15 protein-coding genes are annotated in these 16,700 nt (G+C 68.8%); 5 read left to right on the top strand and 10 right to left on the bottom strand.

Annotation, left to right across the window (positions count from 1 at the left end; genetic code table 11):
* Positions 1-158: 158 nt before the first annotated feature.
* The 4 genes from G3W89_RS22250 to G3W89_RS22235 are packed head-to-tail and all read left to right on the top strand — an operon-like array spanning position 159 to position 3,789.
* Positions 159-440: a FeoA family protein gene (locus tag G3W89_RS22250; protein ID WP_162577603.1), complete on the top strand. Its 282-nt coding sequence runs from the start codon at positions 159-161 to the stop codon at positions 438-440.
* Complete coding sequence (feoB, locus tag G3W89_RS22245; RefSeq protein WP_162576205.1) at positions 433-2,331, top strand: ferrous iron transport protein B; 1,899 nt, start codon at positions 433-435, stop codon at positions 2,329-2,331. Before G3W89_RS22250 ends, feoB begins: the two co-directional genes overlap by 8 nt.
* Before the next feature lies 1 nt (position 2,332).
* Positions 2,333-2,602: a DUF6587 family protein gene (locus G3W89_RS22240; protein WP_162576204.1), complete on the top strand. Its 270-nt coding sequence runs from the start codon at positions 2,333-2,335 to the stop codon at positions 2,600-2,602.
* 5 nt (positions 2,603-2,607) lie between these two features.
* Positions 2,608-3,789 (top strand): FAD-dependent monooxygenase, encoded by a 1,182-nt coding sequence (locus G3W89_RS22235; RefSeq protein ID WP_162577602.1) that lies wholly within the window; start codon positions 2,608-2,610, stop codon positions 3,787-3,789.
* A gap of 4 nt (positions 3,790-3,793) precedes the next feature.
* Here the strand turns inward: G3W89_RS22235 and G3W89_RS22230 are convergent, their stop codons facing one another.
* From G3W89_RS22230 to G3W89_RS22200, 7 genes are all read right to left on the bottom strand, one after another.
* Positions 3,794-5,095, bottom strand: a complete 1,302-nt coding sequence (locus G3W89_RS22230) for an SMI1/KNR4 family protein (protein WP_332107452.1) — start codon at positions 5,093-5,095, stop codon at positions 3,794-3,796.
* A 103-nt stretch (positions 5,096-5,198) separates the two neighbouring features.
* On the bottom strand, positions 5,199-7,520 hold the full coding sequence (locus G3W89_RS22225) for a molybdopterin-dependent oxidoreductase (RefSeq protein ID WP_232076682.1): 2,322 nt from the start codon (positions 7,518-7,520) through the stop codon (positions 5,199-5,201).
* Positions 7,517-8,302, bottom strand: a complete 786-nt coding sequence (locus tag G3W89_RS22220) for a CoxG family protein (RefSeq protein ID WP_162576203.1) — start codon at positions 8,300-8,302, stop codon at positions 7,517-7,519. Before G3W89_RS22220 ends, G3W89_RS22225 begins: the two co-directional genes overlap by 4 nt.
* Positions 8,292-8,768: a (2Fe-2S)-binding protein gene (locus G3W89_RS22215; protein WP_162576202.1), complete on the bottom strand. Its 477-nt coding sequence runs from the start codon at positions 8,766-8,768 to the stop codon at positions 8,292-8,294. Before G3W89_RS22215 ends, G3W89_RS22220 begins: the two co-directional genes overlap by 11 nt.
* Positions 8,765-9,637, bottom strand: a complete 873-nt coding sequence (locus tag G3W89_RS22210) for an FAD binding domain-containing protein (RefSeq protein ID WP_162576201.1) — start codon at positions 9,635-9,637, stop codon at positions 8,765-8,767. The genes G3W89_RS22215 and G3W89_RS22210 overlap by 4 nt, the downstream gene beginning before the upstream one ends.
* Positions 9,630-11,924 (bottom strand): xanthine dehydrogenase family protein molybdopterin-binding subunit, encoded by a 2,295-nt coding sequence (locus G3W89_RS22205; RefSeq protein WP_162576200.1) that lies wholly within the window; start codon positions 11,922-11,924, stop codon positions 9,630-9,632. Before G3W89_RS22205 ends, G3W89_RS22210 begins: the two co-directional genes overlap by 8 nt.
* A gap of 12 nt (positions 11,925-11,936) precedes the next feature.
* Positions 11,937-12,923, bottom strand: a complete 987-nt coding sequence (locus tag G3W89_RS22200) for a Bug family tripartite tricarboxylate transporter substrate binding protein (protein WP_162576199.1) — start codon at positions 12,921-12,923, stop codon at positions 11,937-11,939.
* Between the two features lie 98 nt (positions 12,924-13,021).
* On the opposite strand from G3W89_RS22200, the gene G3W89_RS22195 reads away from it, so the two are divergent.
* Complete coding sequence (locus tag G3W89_RS22195; RefSeq protein WP_162576198.1) at positions 13,022-13,885, top strand: helix-turn-helix domain-containing protein; 864 nt, start codon at positions 13,022-13,024, stop codon at positions 13,883-13,885.
* Here the strand turns inward: G3W89_RS22195 and kynA are convergent.
* Genes kynA through kynB form a run of 3 tightly spaced genes read right to left on the bottom strand, consistent with a single transcriptional unit; the run spans position 13,882 to position 16,687 of the window.
* Positions 13,882-14,718, bottom strand: coding sequence for a tryptophan 2,3-dioxygenase (kynA, locus tag G3W89_RS22190; RefSeq protein ID WP_162576197.1), 837 nt, complete (start codon positions 14,716-14,718; stop codon positions 13,882-13,884). The two genes, G3W89_RS22195 and kynA, sit on opposite strands and share 4 nt — an antisense overlap.
* Before the next feature lie 47 nt (positions 14,719-14,765).
* Positions 14,766-16,046: a kynureninase gene (kynU, locus tag G3W89_RS22185; RefSeq protein ID WP_162576196.1), complete on the bottom strand. Its 1,281-nt coding sequence runs from the start codon at positions 16,044-16,046 to the stop codon at positions 14,766-14,768.
* On the bottom strand, positions 16,043-16,687 hold the full coding sequence (gene kynB, locus G3W89_RS22180) for an arylformamidase (RefSeq protein WP_162576195.1): 645 nt from the start codon (positions 16,685-16,687) through the stop codon (positions 16,043-16,045). The genes kynU and kynB overlap by 4 nt, the downstream gene beginning before the upstream one ends.
* Between the last annotated feature and the right edge of the window lie 13 nt (positions 16,688-16,700).

Genomic DNA, 16,700 nt, shown 5'->3' with positions numbered 1-16,700 from the left:
GCTTTCATGGAAGTGCCGGGCGGCGGGCCGGATTGCGGGTCTGCCGTCAACCCGATGATGTCCGTCCGGCAGGGATACTTTGATTCCGATTCGCCCCAAGGTCCGTGTTTTCGAGAATAATTCTCATTTTGTCGATTTTGGATCTTCGGGTGACCACCATGAATCCGGCGGCGAAGGCCGCCATCAGCCTTGATCAGCTTCCCAGTCATGAATGGGCCACCGTGCTCGAGGTTGCGAGGTCCGAAGAAAAGGAAGCGCGCGACCTGGTGCTCCGGCTGACCGAGATCGGTTTCGTGCCTGGCGAGATGGTCCGCATCGTCGCCAGCGGGGTGCCCAATCGCGAGCCGCTGGCCGTGCGACTTGGCCACACCACTTTCGCGCTGCGGCGGCACGAGGCAGCGCTGGTGCGCGTGCTGCCCGGAGGCACGCAGCATGGCTGAGGCCACCCTCCACTTCCAACCCGGCGCCGCCGTCTCGTCCGCGCCGCCGGGGCGCATCGCACTGCTGGGCAATCCCAATTGCGGCAAGACGGCGCTCTTCAACCTGCTCACCGGCAGCCGACAGAAGGTCGCCAATTACGCCGGCGTGACGGTCGAGCGCAAGGAAGGCCTGCTGCGCACGCCGTCCGGCCGGCGCCTGGCCGTGCTCGACCTGCCCGGGGCCTACAGCCTCAATGCGCTGTCGGCCGACGAGGCCGTCACGCGCGACGTGGTGACCGGCAAGAGCGACGAGGCGCTGCCCGACCTGCTGGTGTGCGTGACCGACGCCACCAACCTGCGGCTCAACCTGCGCCTCGTGCTCGAGGCCCGGCGCCTGGGCCTGCCGATGGTGGTGGCGCTCAACATGACCGACATGGCGAAGAAGCAGGGCATCGAGATCGACGTGCCGCTGCTGGCGGCCGAGCTGGGCGTTCCGGTGATCGAGACGGTCGGTGTGCACGCGGGCGGCGCGCAGGGCCTGCTGGCGCAGCTGGATGCGCCGGTCGCGGTCGCCCAGGCTGCGCCGTGGCAAGCCCCAGCCCTGGACGACGTGCTCGCCACCCAGCGCGAGGTGCGCCGCATCCTGGCCGCGGCGGTGCGCGAGCCCGCGGGCAGCCTGGCCGCCAGCGACCGCATCGATCGGGTTGTGATGCATCCGCTGTGGGGCATGCTGGTCCTGGCGGGGACGCTGTTCCTGATGTTCCAGGCGGTTTTCAGCTGGGCCAACGTGCCGATGGATGCCATCAAGGACGCCACGGGCGCCCTCGGCGAGCTGATCAAGCAGTGGGTGCCCGAGGGCATGCTGCAGAGCCTGCTGGTGGACGGCATCATCGCTGGCGTGGGCGGCGTGATCGTCTTCCTGCCGCAAATCCTGATCCTGTTCCTGTTCATCCTGGCGCTCGAAGACTCGGGCTACCTGCCACGCGCCGCCTTCCTGCTTGACCGCGTGATGGGCACGGTGGGGCTGTCGGGCCGCTCCTTCATTCCGCTGCTGTCGAGCTTCGCCTGCGCCATCCCCGGCGTGATGGCCACGCGCACCATCAGCAACTGGCGCGATCGGCTCACGACCATCATGATCGCGCCGCTGATGACCTGCTCGGCGCGCCTGCCGGTCTATGCGCTGCTGATCGCGGCCTTCATCCCGGCGCGAACCGTGGGCGGGGTGTTCAACCTGCAGGGCGTGGTGCTGTTCGCGCTGTACGTCTTCGGCATCGTCTCGGCCATGGCCGTGGCGTGGGTGATGAAACGCTTCCGAGGCTCTCAGCAGCGCTCCCCGCTGATGATGGAACTGCCTGCCTATCGTTGGCCGAACCTGCGCAACCTGGCGCTGGGCCTGTACGAGCGCGGCTGGATCTTCATCCAGCGGGTGGGCACCATCATCCTGACATTGACGATCCTGCTGTGGTTCCTGTCCACTTTTCCGTCGCCGCCCGAGGGCGCGACGGGTCCGGCCATCCAGTACAGCCTGGCCGGCATCATCGGCCGCGGCCTGGAGCACCTCTTCGCGCCCATCGGCTTCAACTGGCAGATCTCCATCGCGCTGGTGCCCGGCATGGCGGCGCGCGAGGTGGCGGTGGGCGCGCTCGGCACGGTGTACGCGCTCTCGGCGACCGGCGACGATGTCGCGGGCCAGCTGGAGCCGCTGATTGCCGGCAGCTGGTCGCTCGCCACGGCGCTGTCGCTGCTGGTCTGGTATGTGTTCGCGCCCCAATGCATCTCGACGCTGGCGGCGGTGAAGCGCGAGACCGGATCGTGGCGCTATGTGTGGATCATGGCAGCCTACTTGTTTGCGCTCGCCTACGTCGCGTGCTGGATCACCTATCGTTTGGCCCTCGCACTCACAGGAGGATGAGATGACGCAACCCATCATCGTCGGACTGATCGTCGCGCTGGCTGCGATCTACGCCCTCTGGCGCTGGATGCCCGCCGGCTGGCGCCGCGCCGCGGCGGCTCGGCTCGCTTCGGGCTCGCAGCGCGCCGGCCTGGTCGATGCGCAGCGCGCACGCCGGCTCGCGGATTCGCTTTCCAGGACTTCGGGATGCGGCTCGTGCGACAGCTGCGGCAGCTGTGGCACCCCGGCCGGCTCCTCGGCGCAAGCAAGGCGCAGCAGCACCGCGCGCTGAGCGGGATGGCTGCCGCTCATATCCTGGTCGCGGGCGGCGGCATTGCGGGCCTTGCCAGCGCCCTCGCGTTGGCCCGACGCCGCCATCGCATCGACTTGTTCGAACAAGCCGTGGCCTTCGCGGAGGTCGGCGCGGGCATCCAGCTCGGGCCCAACGTCGCGCGCCGGCTCCAGATGCTGGAAGTATGGGAGCCGCTGATGCGCATTGCCGCCAAGCCCGAGGCGCTGGTCGTGCGCAGCGCGGTGCGCGGCGATGAAATCGCGCGCCTGCCGCTCGGCAACGCGATGTTGCGCAGCTATGGTGCGCCCTACCTCTGCGCCCATCGCGCCGACCTGCATGCGGTGCTGCTCGCAGCGGTGCGTGGCACCGGCGCCGTCACCCTCAACACCGCCGCGCGCATCACCGATGCCGTGGCGCGTGCGGGCGCGGTCTGCGTCGCGAGCACCGCGACCAGGGCTTGGGAAGGCGATGCGCTGGTCGGCGCCGACGGCCTTTGGAGCACGGTGCGCGCGCGCCTGGTGGAGGACGCATCGCCACCGCGCGCGACCGGCCATACGGCGTGGCGCGCGCTGATCGCGCAGTCCGCATTGCCAGCCGCGTTGCGCAGCACGCAGATCAGCGTCTGGCTCGGCCCACGCCTCCATGCGGTGGCCTACCCGGTTCGGCGTGGCGAGGCGCTCAACGTCGTGGTGTTGGCCGAGGCCGCGCCGACCGGGGATGCACGCGACTGGGACCAGGCCAGCAGCCTGGCCACCCTGCAGGCCGCGACCGGCCACATGCACACCGGCCTGCAGCGGCTGCTGGAGGCAATGCCGTCATGGCGGGCCTGGACGCTGTGCGACCGCCCGCCGCTCAGCGGTCCCGAGCAGATGGCCGGCGAGCGCGTGGCGCTGGTCGGCGATGCCGCGCACCCGATGCTGCCTTACCTCGCGCAAGGCGCCGGCATGGCGATCGAGGACGGCGTGGCGCTGGCCGAGGCGCTGGACGGCTGCGGCGCCGAGGAGGTGCCGCAGCGTCTCGCGCACTACGCGCAAGGGCGCTGGGAACGCAATGCGCAGGTGCAGGCGCGGGCGCGGCGCAACGGCGAGATCTTCCATGCGACCGGCCTGGTGCGCGTGGGCCGTGACGCAGCGCTGCGGCTGCTGGGCCCGCGCTTGCTCGACGTGCCCTGGCTCTACGGGGCGTGAAGGCTCAGAGGCTGAAGCTCTGCAGGTGATCGACGCGCTCCGCCAGGCCCTCGGCACCGAGATAGTGGCTGCGCTTGCCGGTGCGCACTTCGGCCAGCGAGCGCTCCAGGTCGGCCAGCATGTCCTGGCGCACCGTCTCGAAGGCAGCCGGCAGGTCCTCGTGTTGCTTCCGGTAGGCGTCGGCGATCACTCGCGCAGCGGCGGGCGCGCCGCAGGCCACGCATTCGGCGATCGCCGTGGCGCTGGGTTGGGCGCCGCGGTCCAGCAGAAGCGCTACCAGCTCGGGCGAGACTGCGCTGTCGATGGCGTCGAGCGCGTCGGGCGACACGGGCGCCCCCGCGCGCGCGAGCGCTTCCGCCGCATGGTGTGCGCCATGGGCAAGGGCCAGGTCGGTGGCCGGTGCGCTGCCCTGCAGCGGTCCGTCGAGCGGGACGCCGGTGGCGGCGAGGCGCTCGACCAGCGCCGGGTCGTCAGTGGCAACGGCGTGTCGCAGCGCAATGCGTGAGAGCACGGCGTCGCCACCCAGCGTGCCCGCGGCCAGCGGCGTGCGCCAGTCGACCACCGCGCGGCGGTAGAAGGCCACCAGCTTGTCCACCAGCTCGAGCGCAAGGCCGTGCGCCTGGTGCCGTTCGTCGAGGTATTCGAGCAGCGCCTGCCCCGTGAAGTAGTCGCCCGCGGGCTCGAGCGGGTCCTCGTCCAGGTGCAGCATGGCGAAGGCGGCAGGGAGGTCGTGCGCAATGGTGGTCATGCCATCCTCGTGCATCGCGTGCGCCCAGGCCTCGGGGAGGCCCTGCTTCCAGGCCAGGATGTGGCCGTAGTCGGCGCCTTGCTCGACCACCGCATAGACCCGGTCGCTGGACTCGAAGCCGCCGAAGGGCAGGGCAGTGAGCTTGCCATCCCACTGCTGCCCGCGGGTCGCGGCCGCCGCCTGCGCGTTCTGCTGTTCGTGTTCGATCCAGTCCTGGAGGTCATGGTCTGCGCCGCTGCCTTTCCAGAACAGCTCGGCCCAGCTGACGGCCTCTTCGTAGCCGTTGATACGCAGGTGCAGGTCGTAGTCGATTCGACCGCCGCCGGTGCGTTGCCACAGCGAGACCAGCTCGGGCGGGAGCGGCCCGGCGCAGCGCTCCTGCACGGCCGCGATCTGCTCGACTGTCATCGGGGGCTGCGCATCGAAGATCACCCGCTCGGCGAAGAGCACGATGCCGTGCTCGCGCAGAAGGGCCAGTTCGTCGTCGGCAAAGTGATCGCTCATGTCGTCGGTCTCCTGGTCGTGGTCGGCGTGCTCGAGGCAGGTCAGTCGAGCCATGAAAGGAGAGTATCAAGTTCTTCGGGCCTGGTGCACGCTCGTTCGGTGAAGGCACTCGGGATGCGGCTGCAGGGGAAGGCTTCAGGGCAGCGGGGACATTCCGTCAGAAGGAGCGCGCAGCGAACTGCGGCGGCTCGAACGCGGTCACCGGCGGTGGCGATCCGCATTTTTCGACCTGCACCAGGGCTGTCTGGACGACGGTCGATTGCGCCAGCTGCGACGTGCCGCCATCCAGGGTGACGACATTCGGATTGCCGTGCTTCTCGAGGGTGCCGGGCTCGCCGCCTTCGGCAGGGTCGTACCAGGCACCAGTCGAGATCTGGACGACCCCGGGACGAAGATCGTCCGCGACGACCAATCCACCGAGGAACGCGCCACGGTCATTGAAGACCCGCACGATGTCTCCCTGCGCGAGTCCGCGGGTTGTCGCGTCAACGGGATGCATGGCCAGCGCCTCTCGCCCAGCAACCTTCCTGCGGCGGCTCGCGGGAGCGTGGTCGTGTTGGCTGTGCAGTCGCGCTGCCGGTTGATTCGACAGAAGATGCAGTGGAAAACGCGACGCCGTTCGCGACCCCAGCCACTCCGCGGGCTCCAGCCATGTCGGATGCGGCGGGCAGTCCGCATAGCGGTAGCCGGCGATGGTGCTCGAGAAGATCTCGATCCGCCCAGACGGCGTGGACAGCCGGTGCCCGGCAGGATCGCGCCGGAAGTCCTCGAGCAGGACCTTGGCGTCTGGTGGCGGCGGAAACTCGAACACCCCTGCATCCCAGAAGGCCTGGAACTCCGGCGGTTCGAAGCCGAGGGCCCGCGCCTGTGTGCGGGCGCCTTCGTACATGTGCTTCAGCCATCCGAGCTCGTCGCGCCCCTCCGTGTAGGCGTGACCGAATCCCAGGCGGGTCGCCAGGCTCGCCATGATGTCGAAGTCGTTGCGTGCCTGGCCCACGGGCTCGATCACCTGCTTCATCGCGATCCAGAAGGGCGTGTACTCCTGCGCGAGGATGTCGTTGCGCTCCATCGTGGTGGTCGCCGGAAGCACGATGTCCGCGTGCTTGGCGGCCGGGTTCCACCAGGGCTCATGGACGATCACGGTGTCGAGTCGCTGCCAGGCCTCGAGGAACCGGTTGAGGTTGCCGTTGTGGTGGAAAGGGTTGCCTCCGATCGAGTACAGCAGTCTCGTCTCCGGATAGGTGATGGTCTTGCCGTCGTATTCGATCGTCGCGCCGGGGCGCAGCAGCATGTCGCCGACGCGTCCGACCGGCACATAGGTCTTCACGGGATTGGATCCGAGCGGCAGAGTCGGCCGCGGAATGCCCTCGTGGTGCGACCTCGTCGTGCCGTTGACCGCGCCGAAGCCCAGGCTGAAGCCGCGTCCGGGGAGCCCGATCTGGCCCAGCATGGCCGCCAGCGTGATCGTCATCCAGACCGGCTGCTCGCCGTGGTCGGCGCGCTGAATCGACCAGCTCGTCGTGACGAGGGTGCGCGACCGGGCCATTGTTCTCGCCAGACCTTCGATCACCTCTGCGGGCACCTCGGTGATGCGGCTTGCCCAGCGCGCATCCTTGGGTTGGCCATCCTCACGCCCCATGAGGTAGGCCTCGAAGCGCTCGTAGCCTTCGCTGTACGTCGCCAGAAAGGCCCGGTCGCACAGGCCTTCCTTCTCCAAGGTGTGCGCGATGCCCAGCATCAACGCGACGTCGGTGTTCGGCCGCAGCGGAATCCACTCCGCCTTCACCTCCGCTGGCAGGTCCTGGCGCGATGGGCTGATGTTGACGAAGCGGATGCCTGCCGCGGCCGCGCGCCGGAACCAGTCCGGGTTCTCGTGCGCCACGGCGCCGCCGGCATCGATCTGGGTATTCTTCAGCGACGCGCCGCCGAACATCACCACCAGCTCGGCGCACGCCACCAGGTCGGGCCAGGGCACCACCATTTCCGTGATGTCCGAGCGGCCGAGGATGTAGGGTGCGATCTGCAAGGCCGCCCCGAAGCTGTGGTTGCCACGCTTGTCGACGTAGCCCCCATGCAGGCCGAGGAAGCGCTTGAGGACGCTGGGGGAATGATGGAGCCGTCCGGCGCTTGCCCAGCCGTAGGAGCCGCCGTAGATGGCCTCGTTGCCGAACTCGGATTTGACGCGCGCCAACTCGCCGGCGACCAGGTCCAGCGCCTCGTCCCAGCCGATCGGGATGAATGGCTCGCCGCCGCGTTTGCGCGTCTTCTCGCGCTGCAGGTAGCCGGCGCGGACATGCGGCTGGTCGATGCGCAGCGGACTGCGAACCGTCTCCGGCAGGCTCGCCATGTAGCTCGGCGGATGGGGGTCGTACCTGAATGGCGTGGTCCGAACGATCTGGCCGCGTGGGTCGACTTCAACGTTGTAGACGCCCCAATGGGACGCCGTCTGGATCGTGCGATGGCCGCGTGGCATGTTCATGCTGACTCCTTCGTTGTCGCCCGCAGGCAGTCGCGCAGGAGCGCGGCGCATTCGCCGGCCGCTTCCATCGGCAAATGGACGGTGACCGTCGCGCCGTTGCGCACCAGCTCGATGCGGATGTGGCGCTCGCCTATCGGGGCGCCGTGCTTCGCGAGCGCGCGGAGCAGGCGTGGCCCCCAGCCGATCTTCTCCGACCGGAGCGGGGCGGCTTCAGCCCCGATGGCACTTGAGGGGCGTTCGGGCAGTCCCGGCTGCACCGCGCCCGGCTCGGCAAGGGGCAGGGCGGGCGGAGTCGGCGCGGTTTCGGGCGCAACGGGCTCGACCGGTGTTGCCTGCTGCGACTCGATGCGATCTGCCAGCTTCTGCCCGAACTCGTCCCACATGCGGTCCGCCTTGGTCTTCATGATGCTCAGCCCGAAGCTGCCGAGTCGCCCCAGCACGTCGACCCGCACCTTCACGCGCAGCTGAGTGCCGCCGTCCGCCTGTTCGGTCAGGAACATCTCGCTCTGCTGCTTGAGCGAACTGGCCACCGAGGCATCCTCGCCGGTGCCTTCGCAGCGCAGGTAGCAAGGCGCGCGTTGCTCGAGGATGGTCGTCCTCAGCCTGAACTTCGCGCTCACGAAGGCGATCTTCACCGCCATCAGCGCCTTGTATTCGGTGGGACTCACCACCTCGATCGACTGCATGCCAGGAACGCAACCGCCCATCACCTCGGGGTCCAGCAGCAGCGCCCAGATCCGTGTGGGCGGGGCGGCAAAGGCCAGGGTCTTCTCAATTTCCATGAATCTTCTCCGCGGCGTCCAGCACCGACTCAACGATCTGGCTGTAGCCGGTGCAGCGGCACAGGTTGCCGTCGAGGCCGTGGCGCACCTCGTGCTCCGAAGGCGCCGGGTTCTTCGCCAGCAGCGCGCACGAGGCGATCAGGAACCCCGGCGTGCAGTAGCCGCACTGGAGCCCACCGCAGCGCATGAACGCTTCCTGCAGAGGGTGCAGCCGGTCGTCCTGCGCCAGCCCTTCGACCGTGGTGACGGAACAGCCGTCGGCATGCACTGCCAGCGAGAGGCAGGACTTCACGACCTCGCCGTCGATCAGCACCGAGCAGGCGCCGCAGACGCCGGTCTCGCAGCCCCGCTTGGTGCCCGTCAGGTGCAGGTCGTCCCGCAGGAAGTCGGACAGCAGCCTGCGCGCGGGGACGTCCGCCTCCTGCCGTTCTCCGTTGACGACCAGGGCAATGGCGTGTTGGCTCATGGGTTCTCTCCTTGCAGGCCGAACAGGCCCGCGATGGTCCGGCGGCAGGCGACCCTCACCATGTCGCGTCGGAAAGTGGCGGTGCCGCGCGTGTCCGAGATGGGCTCGATGTCCGCTGCGACGATGTCGGCGGCCTCTGCTGCCGTGGCCTGCGTGATGGTCCTGCCGCGCAGGAATTCCTCTGCGCGGTTGACGCGGCCCGGAATGGCCACGGATGCGCCCACGACCAGCCTCGCCTCGCGGCACAGCATGCCCTCCTTCCGCGCCATCAGGGAGACGCTGGCGAGCGGCCGGTGCTCCGCGGCCGTGCGCAGGAAGCGCGTGTAGCGGCCCTCGGCGCCGGATGGCGGCGCCGGGACGCGGATCTCCACCAGCAGCTCGTCGGGCTCGAGAGCGGTCACGTAGTAGTCCACCAGGAATTCCTCGATCGAGAGCACGCGTTCGCCGCGCGCGCTGCCCAGCACCAGCTGCGCGCCGTGCGCCATCAGGCAGCCGGGCGGATCGGTGGCGGGGTCGGCATAGCAGAGGTTGCCGCCCAGCGTGCCCTGGTTGCGCACCTGCGGATTGGCGACCTGCGCGGCCATTGCCGCGAGCATGGGGTAGTGGCGCCGAACGACATCGGAGCGTGCCAGCTCGGCATGCTTCACCAGCGCGCCGATGCGCAAGCCTTGGCGCGCATCGAAGGAGATTGCGCGCAGCCCCTCGATCTGCATGGCCGAGACCACGTGCGACGGCGCCACCATGCGCTGGCGCATGGCCAACAGCAAGGCGGTGCCGCCGGCCATCACCCTGCATTCGTCGCCCAGGTCGGCAAGCATGCGGCTCGCCTCGGTCACGGTGCGCGGCTGCAGGAACTCGAACTCACGCATGGCGCGCCTCCTCTCGCCGGCGCAGCGCAGCCAGCAGCTTCTCGGGCGTGATCGGCAGGTCCGTGATGCGAACGCCCACCGCATCGAACACGGCGTTGGCGATCGCGGCGGGGCCGGGCAGGATCGCCGTTTCGCTCGCCCCCTTGGCGCCGTAGGGGCCATGGGGGTCGTTCGATTCCACGATCCCGCTGCGCAGCATGGGCAGCGCGTCCGGCGTCGGCATGGTGTAGTCGGCGAAGTTGCCGTTGGCGATGCGGCCGTCCTCCAGTTGCAGGCGCTCGTACAGCGTCCAGCCGATCGCCTGCGCGGCAGCGCCGTTGCTTTGCCCGTGGACCGCCTGCGGATTGAGGGCCCTTCCACAGTCGTCGGACACGAAGCTGTCGACCAGGGTGACCTGTCCCGTCTCGATATCGACTTCGACCTCGACCGCCTGCGCAGCGAAGGAGTAGGCCGGCGCGATGTTGCCCATGAGGCTCTTCTTGTCGAACATCTCGGTCCTGGCATCCCAGGTGCCGATGACCTGAATGCCTTCGCCCCCCTGGCGCCAGAGGCGCGCGCGCGCCAGCTCGGCCAGCGTGAGGCTGCGTTGCGGCATCGCGCGCACATGCACCGTGCCCCCCGCGCATTGCAGCTCGTCGACGGGTGCCTGCAGCATGGCGGCAGCTTGCTCGAGCAGCTTGTCCCGCGCGGCGCGCGCCGCCACGATGGCCGCATTGCCCGCCGCCATGGTGACGCGCGAGGCGAGCGAGCCGATGCACCAGGGCGAGCTGTCGGTGTCGGGCGGGGCGACGTGCACATGCGCGAGCGGGATGTCGAGCTCGTGCGCCACGACCTGCGACAGCATGGTCATGGCCCCCTGGCCCATGTCCGCCTCGCTGCTGTGCAGGACGACACGGCCGTCCTCGTCGATCTTCAGCATGACGGTGGAGCCGTCCCAGTCGCCGATGGTCCTGTTGCCGCTCACATGCATGGCCGCGGCCAGGCCGAGCCCGCGCCGCTTCGCGCCCTGCATGGCATCGTTGCGGCTGCGCCTGCCGCTCCAGCCGATCGCGTCGGCGCATTGCGCGAGGCACTCGGTCAGGCCGGTGCTGCCGATCTTCCAGCCATGCACCGAGGTTTCGCCGCGCTCGATCGCATTGAGCCGATGGACCTCCAGCGGATCGAGGTCCAGCCTGCGGGCCATGGTGTCGATGTGGCTGTTCAGTGCGAACAGCATCTGCGTGCCGCCGAACCCCCGAAAGGCCCCGTGCGGCGGCGTGTGTGTGTAGACCAGCGTGGCGTGCGAACGCACGTTGCCGTTGCGGTGCATGTTGTCGCTGCGCATCGCGCTGACATGCATGACCTCCGCCGACAGACCGCTGTAGGCGCCGCAGTCGGCCACGATGTGCACGTCCTTGGCGACGATCCGGCCCGCGCGATCCATGCCGAGCCTGAGCGTGATGCTTTCGGGCACGCTGGTCGCGCAGGCGAGGAAATCCTCCAGGCGGGTGTTGACGAGCCGTACCGGCCTGCCGGTGCGCAGCGCCAGCAGTCCGGCGATCAGGCTGTTGGCGTCCTCGATGATCTTGCCACCGAAGCCGCCGCCGGTGGTCGCCTGGATGACGCGCACCCGAGAGACCGGCAGCTCGAGCACCGCGGCCAGGCGGGCGCGCACCAGGAACGCGGATTGGGTCGAGGTCCACACCTGCAGGCGGCCGTCGGCATCGACCGCCGCCACGGAGGCCATCGGCTCCATATAGCCGGGGTATTGCGCATGCGTGGTGTACGTGGCTTCATGCACCAGGTGGGCTTGCGTGAAGGCCGCATCGACGTCGCCGCGCTCGAAGCGGATCTCGTGCGAGATGTTGCCGGCGCGACCGGGATGGACCGGCGTGGCCTGCGGAGCCAGCGCCTCGTCGGGCGTGAGGAGGGCTGGCAGTTCTTCGTACTCGACCCGGATCAGGTCCAGCGCGTCGCGTGCGATCTCTTCGCTCGTCGCGGCAACGGCGGCCACTTCCTCCCCGGCGAAGCGAACCACGTCGCGTGCCAGCGTGAGCCGTTCCTTGTGGTGGACGCCCCACGGCACCGGCGGCCCGTCGGCCCCCGTCACGACCGCCTTCACGCCGGGCAGCGCAAGCGCCTGCGTCACATCGATGTGCGCGATGCGGGCGTGCGGATAGGGGCTGCGCAGCACCTTGCCGTGCAGCATGCCGGGGAACTGGATGTCGCCGGCGTACAGGGCGCGCCCCGTGACCTTGGAGCGCGCATTGACCTGGGGCACCGAGAATCCCAGCGTGGATGCACTCATGGGAGCCCCGCCTCAGTCGGCCGTGATGGCCAACTCCTTGATCAGCTTGCCCATCACCTGGTATTCGGTTGCGTTGGTCTTCGCCAGCACCTCGGGTGCGCCGCCGACCGGCTGAGCGCCGAAGGTCGCCAGCTTGCTCACCACCTCGGGCGACTTGATGATCTCGTTGAGATGGACGTTGAGCAGGCGCACGACCTCGATCGGCGTGCCCTTGGGCGCGAAGAACCCGTTCCAGGCGCCGACCACGACGTCCTTGTAGCCCAGTTCGGAAAGCGTGGGCACCTGAGGCGCGAGCGGCGAGCGCCTGGCGTCGCCGATGGCCAGGGGGAGGAGCCGGTTCTGGCTGGTGTACTGGCTCACCACGCCGAGCGTCACCCAGGCTGTGTCGACATGGCCGGCAACGACGTCGTTGACCGACGGGGCGACGCCACGGTACGGCACATGCGTGATCTTCACGCCGGCAGTGCGGTTGAGCCACTCACCCGCGATGTGCATTGGCGAGCCGGCGCCCGGGGAGGCGTAGCTGAGCGTCTTGCCGGAGCGGGCCAGTGCGACCATCTCCGGCACCGACTTCGCGCCGACGCCAGGATGAGCCACCAGCACGAGGGGCTGGGTCGCGATCTGGATGATGGGCTCGAAGCCGTGAAGCACGTCATAGCTGGCGGCGGGCGACAGCCGCAGCACCATCGGCGCGGTGGTGAACGGGTTGGGCGTGAAAAGCAGCGTGTAGCCGTCGTGCGCGGCGCGGCTGACGAATGCGTTGCCGAGCGTGCCGCCCGCGCCCGGTTTGTTGTCCACGATCACCGGCTGATTCAGGCGCTGCGACAAGCGCTCGGCGAGCATGCGCGCGATCGAGTCGGTGTCGCTGCCGGGCGGATAGGAAACGATGATGGAAATCGGCTTCGCGGGATAGGTCGTCTGCGCCGTGGCAGGGGCGATGGCGAGGCCGCAGGCGAGCGCGAGGGCTCCGAGCGTGAGCTGACGTCGAAGGGATTTCATGGGGGTGTCTCCTGGGCTCGGGCCCGCTGTGATGGGATGAAGGAAGCGAGCGAATTCTGTGGGGCGGGTCCCGGCGCAGCCAGACATAATTTCACCCAATGAACCAATCGCGCCGCGACAGCTTCCGCAGCGCCGGGCCCGCGCCCGGCGTGAAGTCGATCACCGCGCTGCGCCGCGGGCTCGATGTGTTCTGGTCCATCCAGCAGTCGTCCGCCGCCACGTTGGCGGACCTGCACCGCCAGACCTCGCTGTCGAAGGCCACGCTGCTGCGCATCCTGAGGACGTTGCAGGAGGCCGGGTGGATCGAGCGCAACGAGATCGAGAACCGCTATGTGCCGGCGGCCAGCCCGGGTGACTCGGGATTGGCCGTGGAATGGCGCACTCGACTTTCAGCGCTCGCGACGCAGCCGCGGGAGCAGTTGCAGCGGGTGGTCCCCTGGCCGACCGACCTCGCCGTGCTGGATGGGCTGGCGATGCTGATCCTGGACACCCATCGGCCGATCAACGGACTCGCCGTCAACTACCGTGTGCTCGGCTTTCGCCCGCGGCTGCTGCTGTCCTCACTCGGGCGCTGCTATCTCGCCTTCTGCCCGGAAGCCGAACGGCGCAGCCTGCTGGCCGGACTGGCGCGTTCGCCCTACGAGGTCGACCGTGCCGCCTTGAAGGCGCATGGTGCCGCCGACTGGCCCGCGCGCTACCGGGCGCAGGGCTATGCATCGCGCGACCCGAGTCCGACGAGCCTGGATTCGCCGGAGCGATTCGGCGCCATTTCGGTGCCGATTCAGCTCGGTGATGTGGTGGTCGGGTGCATCAGTTGCGCGTGGCTGCCGGCAGTCGCGACCGAGCAGGAGATCGTGAAGCGCCATCTCGGCGATCTGAAGTCCGCCGTGCAGGCCGTCCAGAATCGGCTGACAGCGGCGAAGTTTCCAGCGGTGCCGCCGGGCCGATCGAGCCGGAACTAGAGATCCGTGCGCAGCTTCCAGATCTCCGGAAACAGCACCACGTCGAGCATCTTGCGCAAATAGCTCACGCCGCCCGTGCCACCGGTGCCACGCTTGAAGCCGATCACGCGCTCGACGGTGGTCACGTGGCGGAAGCGCCAGAGGCGGAAGGCGTCTTCCAGGTCGGTCAACTCCTCGCCCAGCTGGTAGAGGTCCCAGTGCTGCTTCGGATCGCGGTAGATGCTCAGCCAGACCTGCTCCACGCCATCGCTGGATTCGTACGGGCGGGTCCAGTCGCGCTCGACATGGTCGGCCGGGACGGGGAAGCCGCGGCGCGCCAGCAGGCGCAGCGCCTCGTCATAGAGCGAGGGCGCGCGCCAGGCCGCTTCGACCTCGGCCAGCAGCTCGGGCCGATGCTCGTGAGGCTTGAGCATGGCGGCATTCTTGTTGCCGAGCGCGAATTCGACACACCGGTACTGCCAGCTCTGGAAGCCGCTGGAGCTGCCGAGATAGGGGCGCATCGCGCTGTACTCGGGCGGCGTCATGGTGGCCAGCACATCCCAGGCATGCACCAGCTGTTCCATGATGCGCGAGACACGCGCGAGCATCTTGAAGGCACTGGCGAGTTCGTCCTGCGCGACGCAGCCGATGGCGGCGCGCAGCTCGTGCAGCATCAGCTTCATCCAAAGTTCGCTGGTCTGGTGCTGCACGATGAAAAGCATCTCGTCGTGCGCCGGCGAGCGTGGGTGCTGGGCGTTGAGGATGGCGTCGAGGCTCAGGTAGTCGCTGTAGCTCATCGAGGCGCTGAAGTCGAGCTGCGCCTTTTCTTCGTGGACGATTTTTTCGGTGCTCATTGAAAAACCTCCGCCCTGCGGGCCGTGCAATGCATGATGGGCTTCCCTCAGGTCACGGCGAGCTTCTGGTTGAACTCGGGGCGCTTCCATTCCTCGCGCTCCAGCACCTGCACCAGGTGCTCGACGGCGTTCCAGACATCCTCGAAGCCAAGGTACAGCGGCGTGAAGCCGAAACGCAGGATGTCGGGCATCTGGCTGTCGCCGGCGCGGAAGTCGCCGATCACGCCGCGGGCGATCAGTGCCTGAACGATGGCGTAGGCGCCGGGGCCGTTGTCGGCGAGCGCCAGGCAGACCTGCGAACCTCGCCGGGCATGCTCGCGCGGCGTGACCAGCGTGAAACGGCCCGGGCAGCGTTCCTCGACCAGGGCGATGAAGGCATCGGTCAGTGCCAGCGACTTGGCGCGCAGTGCCGCCATGCCGCCTTGATCGCCGTTAAAGGGCTCGGACGCAAGTACGGTGTCGAGTCCGCATTCGAGGGCGGACAGGGCCAGGACTGGCTGGGTACCGCAGAGATACCGCGTGACCCCGGGCGCGGGCCGGTAGTGCGGCGTGAATTCGAAGGGTGCCGCATGGCCGAACCAACCCGACAAGGGCTGCTCGAAGCGGCTGGCATGCCGCTCATGCACCCAGACGAAGGCCGGCGCGCCCGGGCCGCCATTGAGGTACTTGTAGCCGCATCCGATCGCGAAGTCAGCCCCGCAGTCGTTGAGCGCCACCGGCACGGCGCCCGCGCTGTGCGCGAGGTCCCAGACCGTGAGCGCGCCGGCGGCGTGGGCCGCGGCGGTGAGCGCCTTCATGTCGTGCATCGCGCCGGTGCGGTAGTTGACGTGCGTCAACATCAGCACCGCGACGTGCTCGTCCAGCACGGCGGGCAGCTCGCTTTCGTCGATCAGCTTCAGCGTGAAGCCGCGCTCGCGGCACAGCGATTCGGCGATGTACAGGTCGGTCGGGAAGTTGCTGCGTTCGCTGACCACGACGCGCCGGCCGCTGGGCTTCATCTGCGAGAGGGCGGCGAACAGCACCTTGTAGAGATTGACCGAGGTGCCGTCGGTGCAGACCACCTCGCCCGGGGCAGCGCCGATCAGCCGGGCCACCTTGTCGCCCAGGCGCTGTGGCAGGTCGATCCAGCGGGCGCTGTTCCAGGAGCGGATGAGGCCTTCGCCCCACTCCTGCGCGACCACTTCGGCAATGCGCGCAGGCGCGGCCCTTGGCAGCACGCCGAGCGAATTGCCGTCGAGGTAGATCACGCCCTCGGGCAGGATGAATTGGCCGCGCAGTGGTGCAAGGGGGTCTTCGGCATCGAGGCGCCGGCAGTCGTCGAGAGTCATGGTCGTGGGGCGGTGAGTTGGCGCAGGACCGCGCGAACAGGGGAAGCGTCGGCCGTCACCAGCTTGAGCGGCAGCGCGATCAGTTCGTAGTCGCCTTCCGGCACCGCGTCGAGCACAAGGTTCTCGAGCACGCGCAGGCCCAGGCGGCGGATCGCCTGGTGACTGTCGAGGGCCTTGCTGTCGGCAGGGTCGATGCTGGCAGTGTCGATGCCGATGAGCTTCACGCCCAGCGCCGCGAGACGCTCTATGGTGGCGGGTGCGTAGGCCGCGAGCGCACCGTCCCACCGATCGACAGGGGCGCGTTCATAGGTGCGGACCAGCACGCGCGGCGGCAGCTGGTGCACGGCATGCGCGATGTGCACCCACTCGATCAACGGGCCGCGCGCGATCGCGTGGATCACCCGGCAGGGGCCGAGGTAGGGAGAGAGGTCCACCTCGCCGATGGTGGCGCCTTCCGGGTCGTAGTGCAGCGGCGCATCGGCATGCGCACCGACGTGCGGCGAAAGCGTGATCTCGCTGACATTGACGGGGCAGCCCGGCGCGATGGTCGCGGCCCAACGCTGGCGGTACGGTGTGTCGCCGGGAAAGACCGGCGCGCCTTCATGCACCGGCGGTGAGATGTCCCAGATGCGTTGGTTCATGGCGCGAAGTTAG

Source organism: Variovorax sp. PBL-H6, assembly GCF_901827155.1.
GTDB lineage: Bacteria > Pseudomonadota > Gammaproteobacteria > Burkholderiales > Burkholderiaceae_C > Variovorax.
Note: the sequence above shows the minus strand (reverse complement) of the source record. Positions and strands in the feature narration are given on the sequence as shown.

What these genes read in the sequence shown, in the direction of transcription:
- G3W89_RS22250 (WP_162577603.1), top strand. Translation starts at nt 159, where the DNA reads ATGAATCCGGCGGCGAAGGCCGCCATCAGCCTTGATCAGCTTCCCAGT.
- feoB (WP_162576205.1), top strand. Translation starts at nt 433, where the DNA reads ATGGCTGAGGCCACCCTCCACTTCCAACCCGGCGCCGCCGTCTCGTCC.
- G3W89_RS22240 (WP_162576204.1), top strand. Translation starts at nt 2,333, where the DNA reads ATGACGCAACCCATCATCGTCGGACTGATCGTCGCGCTGGCTGCGATC.
- G3W89_RS22235 (WP_162577602.1), top strand. Translation starts at nt 2,608, where the DNA reads ATGGCTGCCGCTCATATCCTGGTCGCGGGCGGCGGCATTGCGGGCCTT.
- G3W89_RS22230 (WP_332107452.1), bottom strand. Translation starts at nt 5,095, where the DNA reads ATGGCTCGACTGACCTGCCTCGAGCACGCCGACCACGACCAGGAGACC.
- G3W89_RS22225 (WP_232076682.1), bottom strand. Translation starts at nt 7,520, where the DNA reads ATGAACATGCCACGCGGCCATCGCACGATCCAGACGGCGTCCCATTGG.
- G3W89_RS22220 (WP_162576203.1), bottom strand. Translation starts at nt 8,302, where the DNA reads ATGGAAATTGAGAAGACCCTGGCCTTTGCCGCCCCGCCCACACGGATC.
- G3W89_RS22215 (WP_162576202.1), bottom strand. Translation starts at nt 8,768, where the DNA reads ATGAGCCAACACGCCATTGCCCTGGTCGTCAACGGAGAACGGCAGGAG.
- G3W89_RS22210 (WP_162576201.1), bottom strand. Translation starts at nt 9,637, where the DNA reads ATGCGTGAGTTCGAGTTCCTGCAGCCGCGCACCGTGACCGAGGCGAGC.
- G3W89_RS22205 (WP_162576200.1), bottom strand. Translation starts at nt 11,924, where the DNA reads ATGAGTGCATCCACGCTGGGATTCTCGGTGCCCCAGGTCAATGCGCGC.
- G3W89_RS22200 (WP_162576199.1), bottom strand. Translation starts at nt 12,923, where the DNA reads ATGAAATCCCTTCGACGTCAGCTCACGCTCGGAGCCCTCGCGCTCGCC.
- G3W89_RS22195 (WP_162576198.1), top strand. Translation starts at nt 13,022, where the DNA reads ATGAACCAATCGCGCCGCGACAGCTTCCGCAGCGCCGGGCCCGCGCCC.
- kynA (WP_162576197.1), bottom strand. Translation starts at nt 14,718, where the DNA reads ATGAGCACCGAAAAAATCGTCCACGAAGAAAAGGCGCAGCTCGACTTC.
- kynU (WP_162576196.1), bottom strand. Translation starts at nt 16,046, where the DNA reads ATGACTCTCGACGACTGCCGGCGCCTCGATGCCGAAGACCCCCTTGCA.
- kynB (WP_162576195.1), bottom strand. Translation starts at nt 16,687, where the DNA reads ATGAACCAACGCATCTGGGACATCTCACCGCCGGTGCATGAAGGCGCG.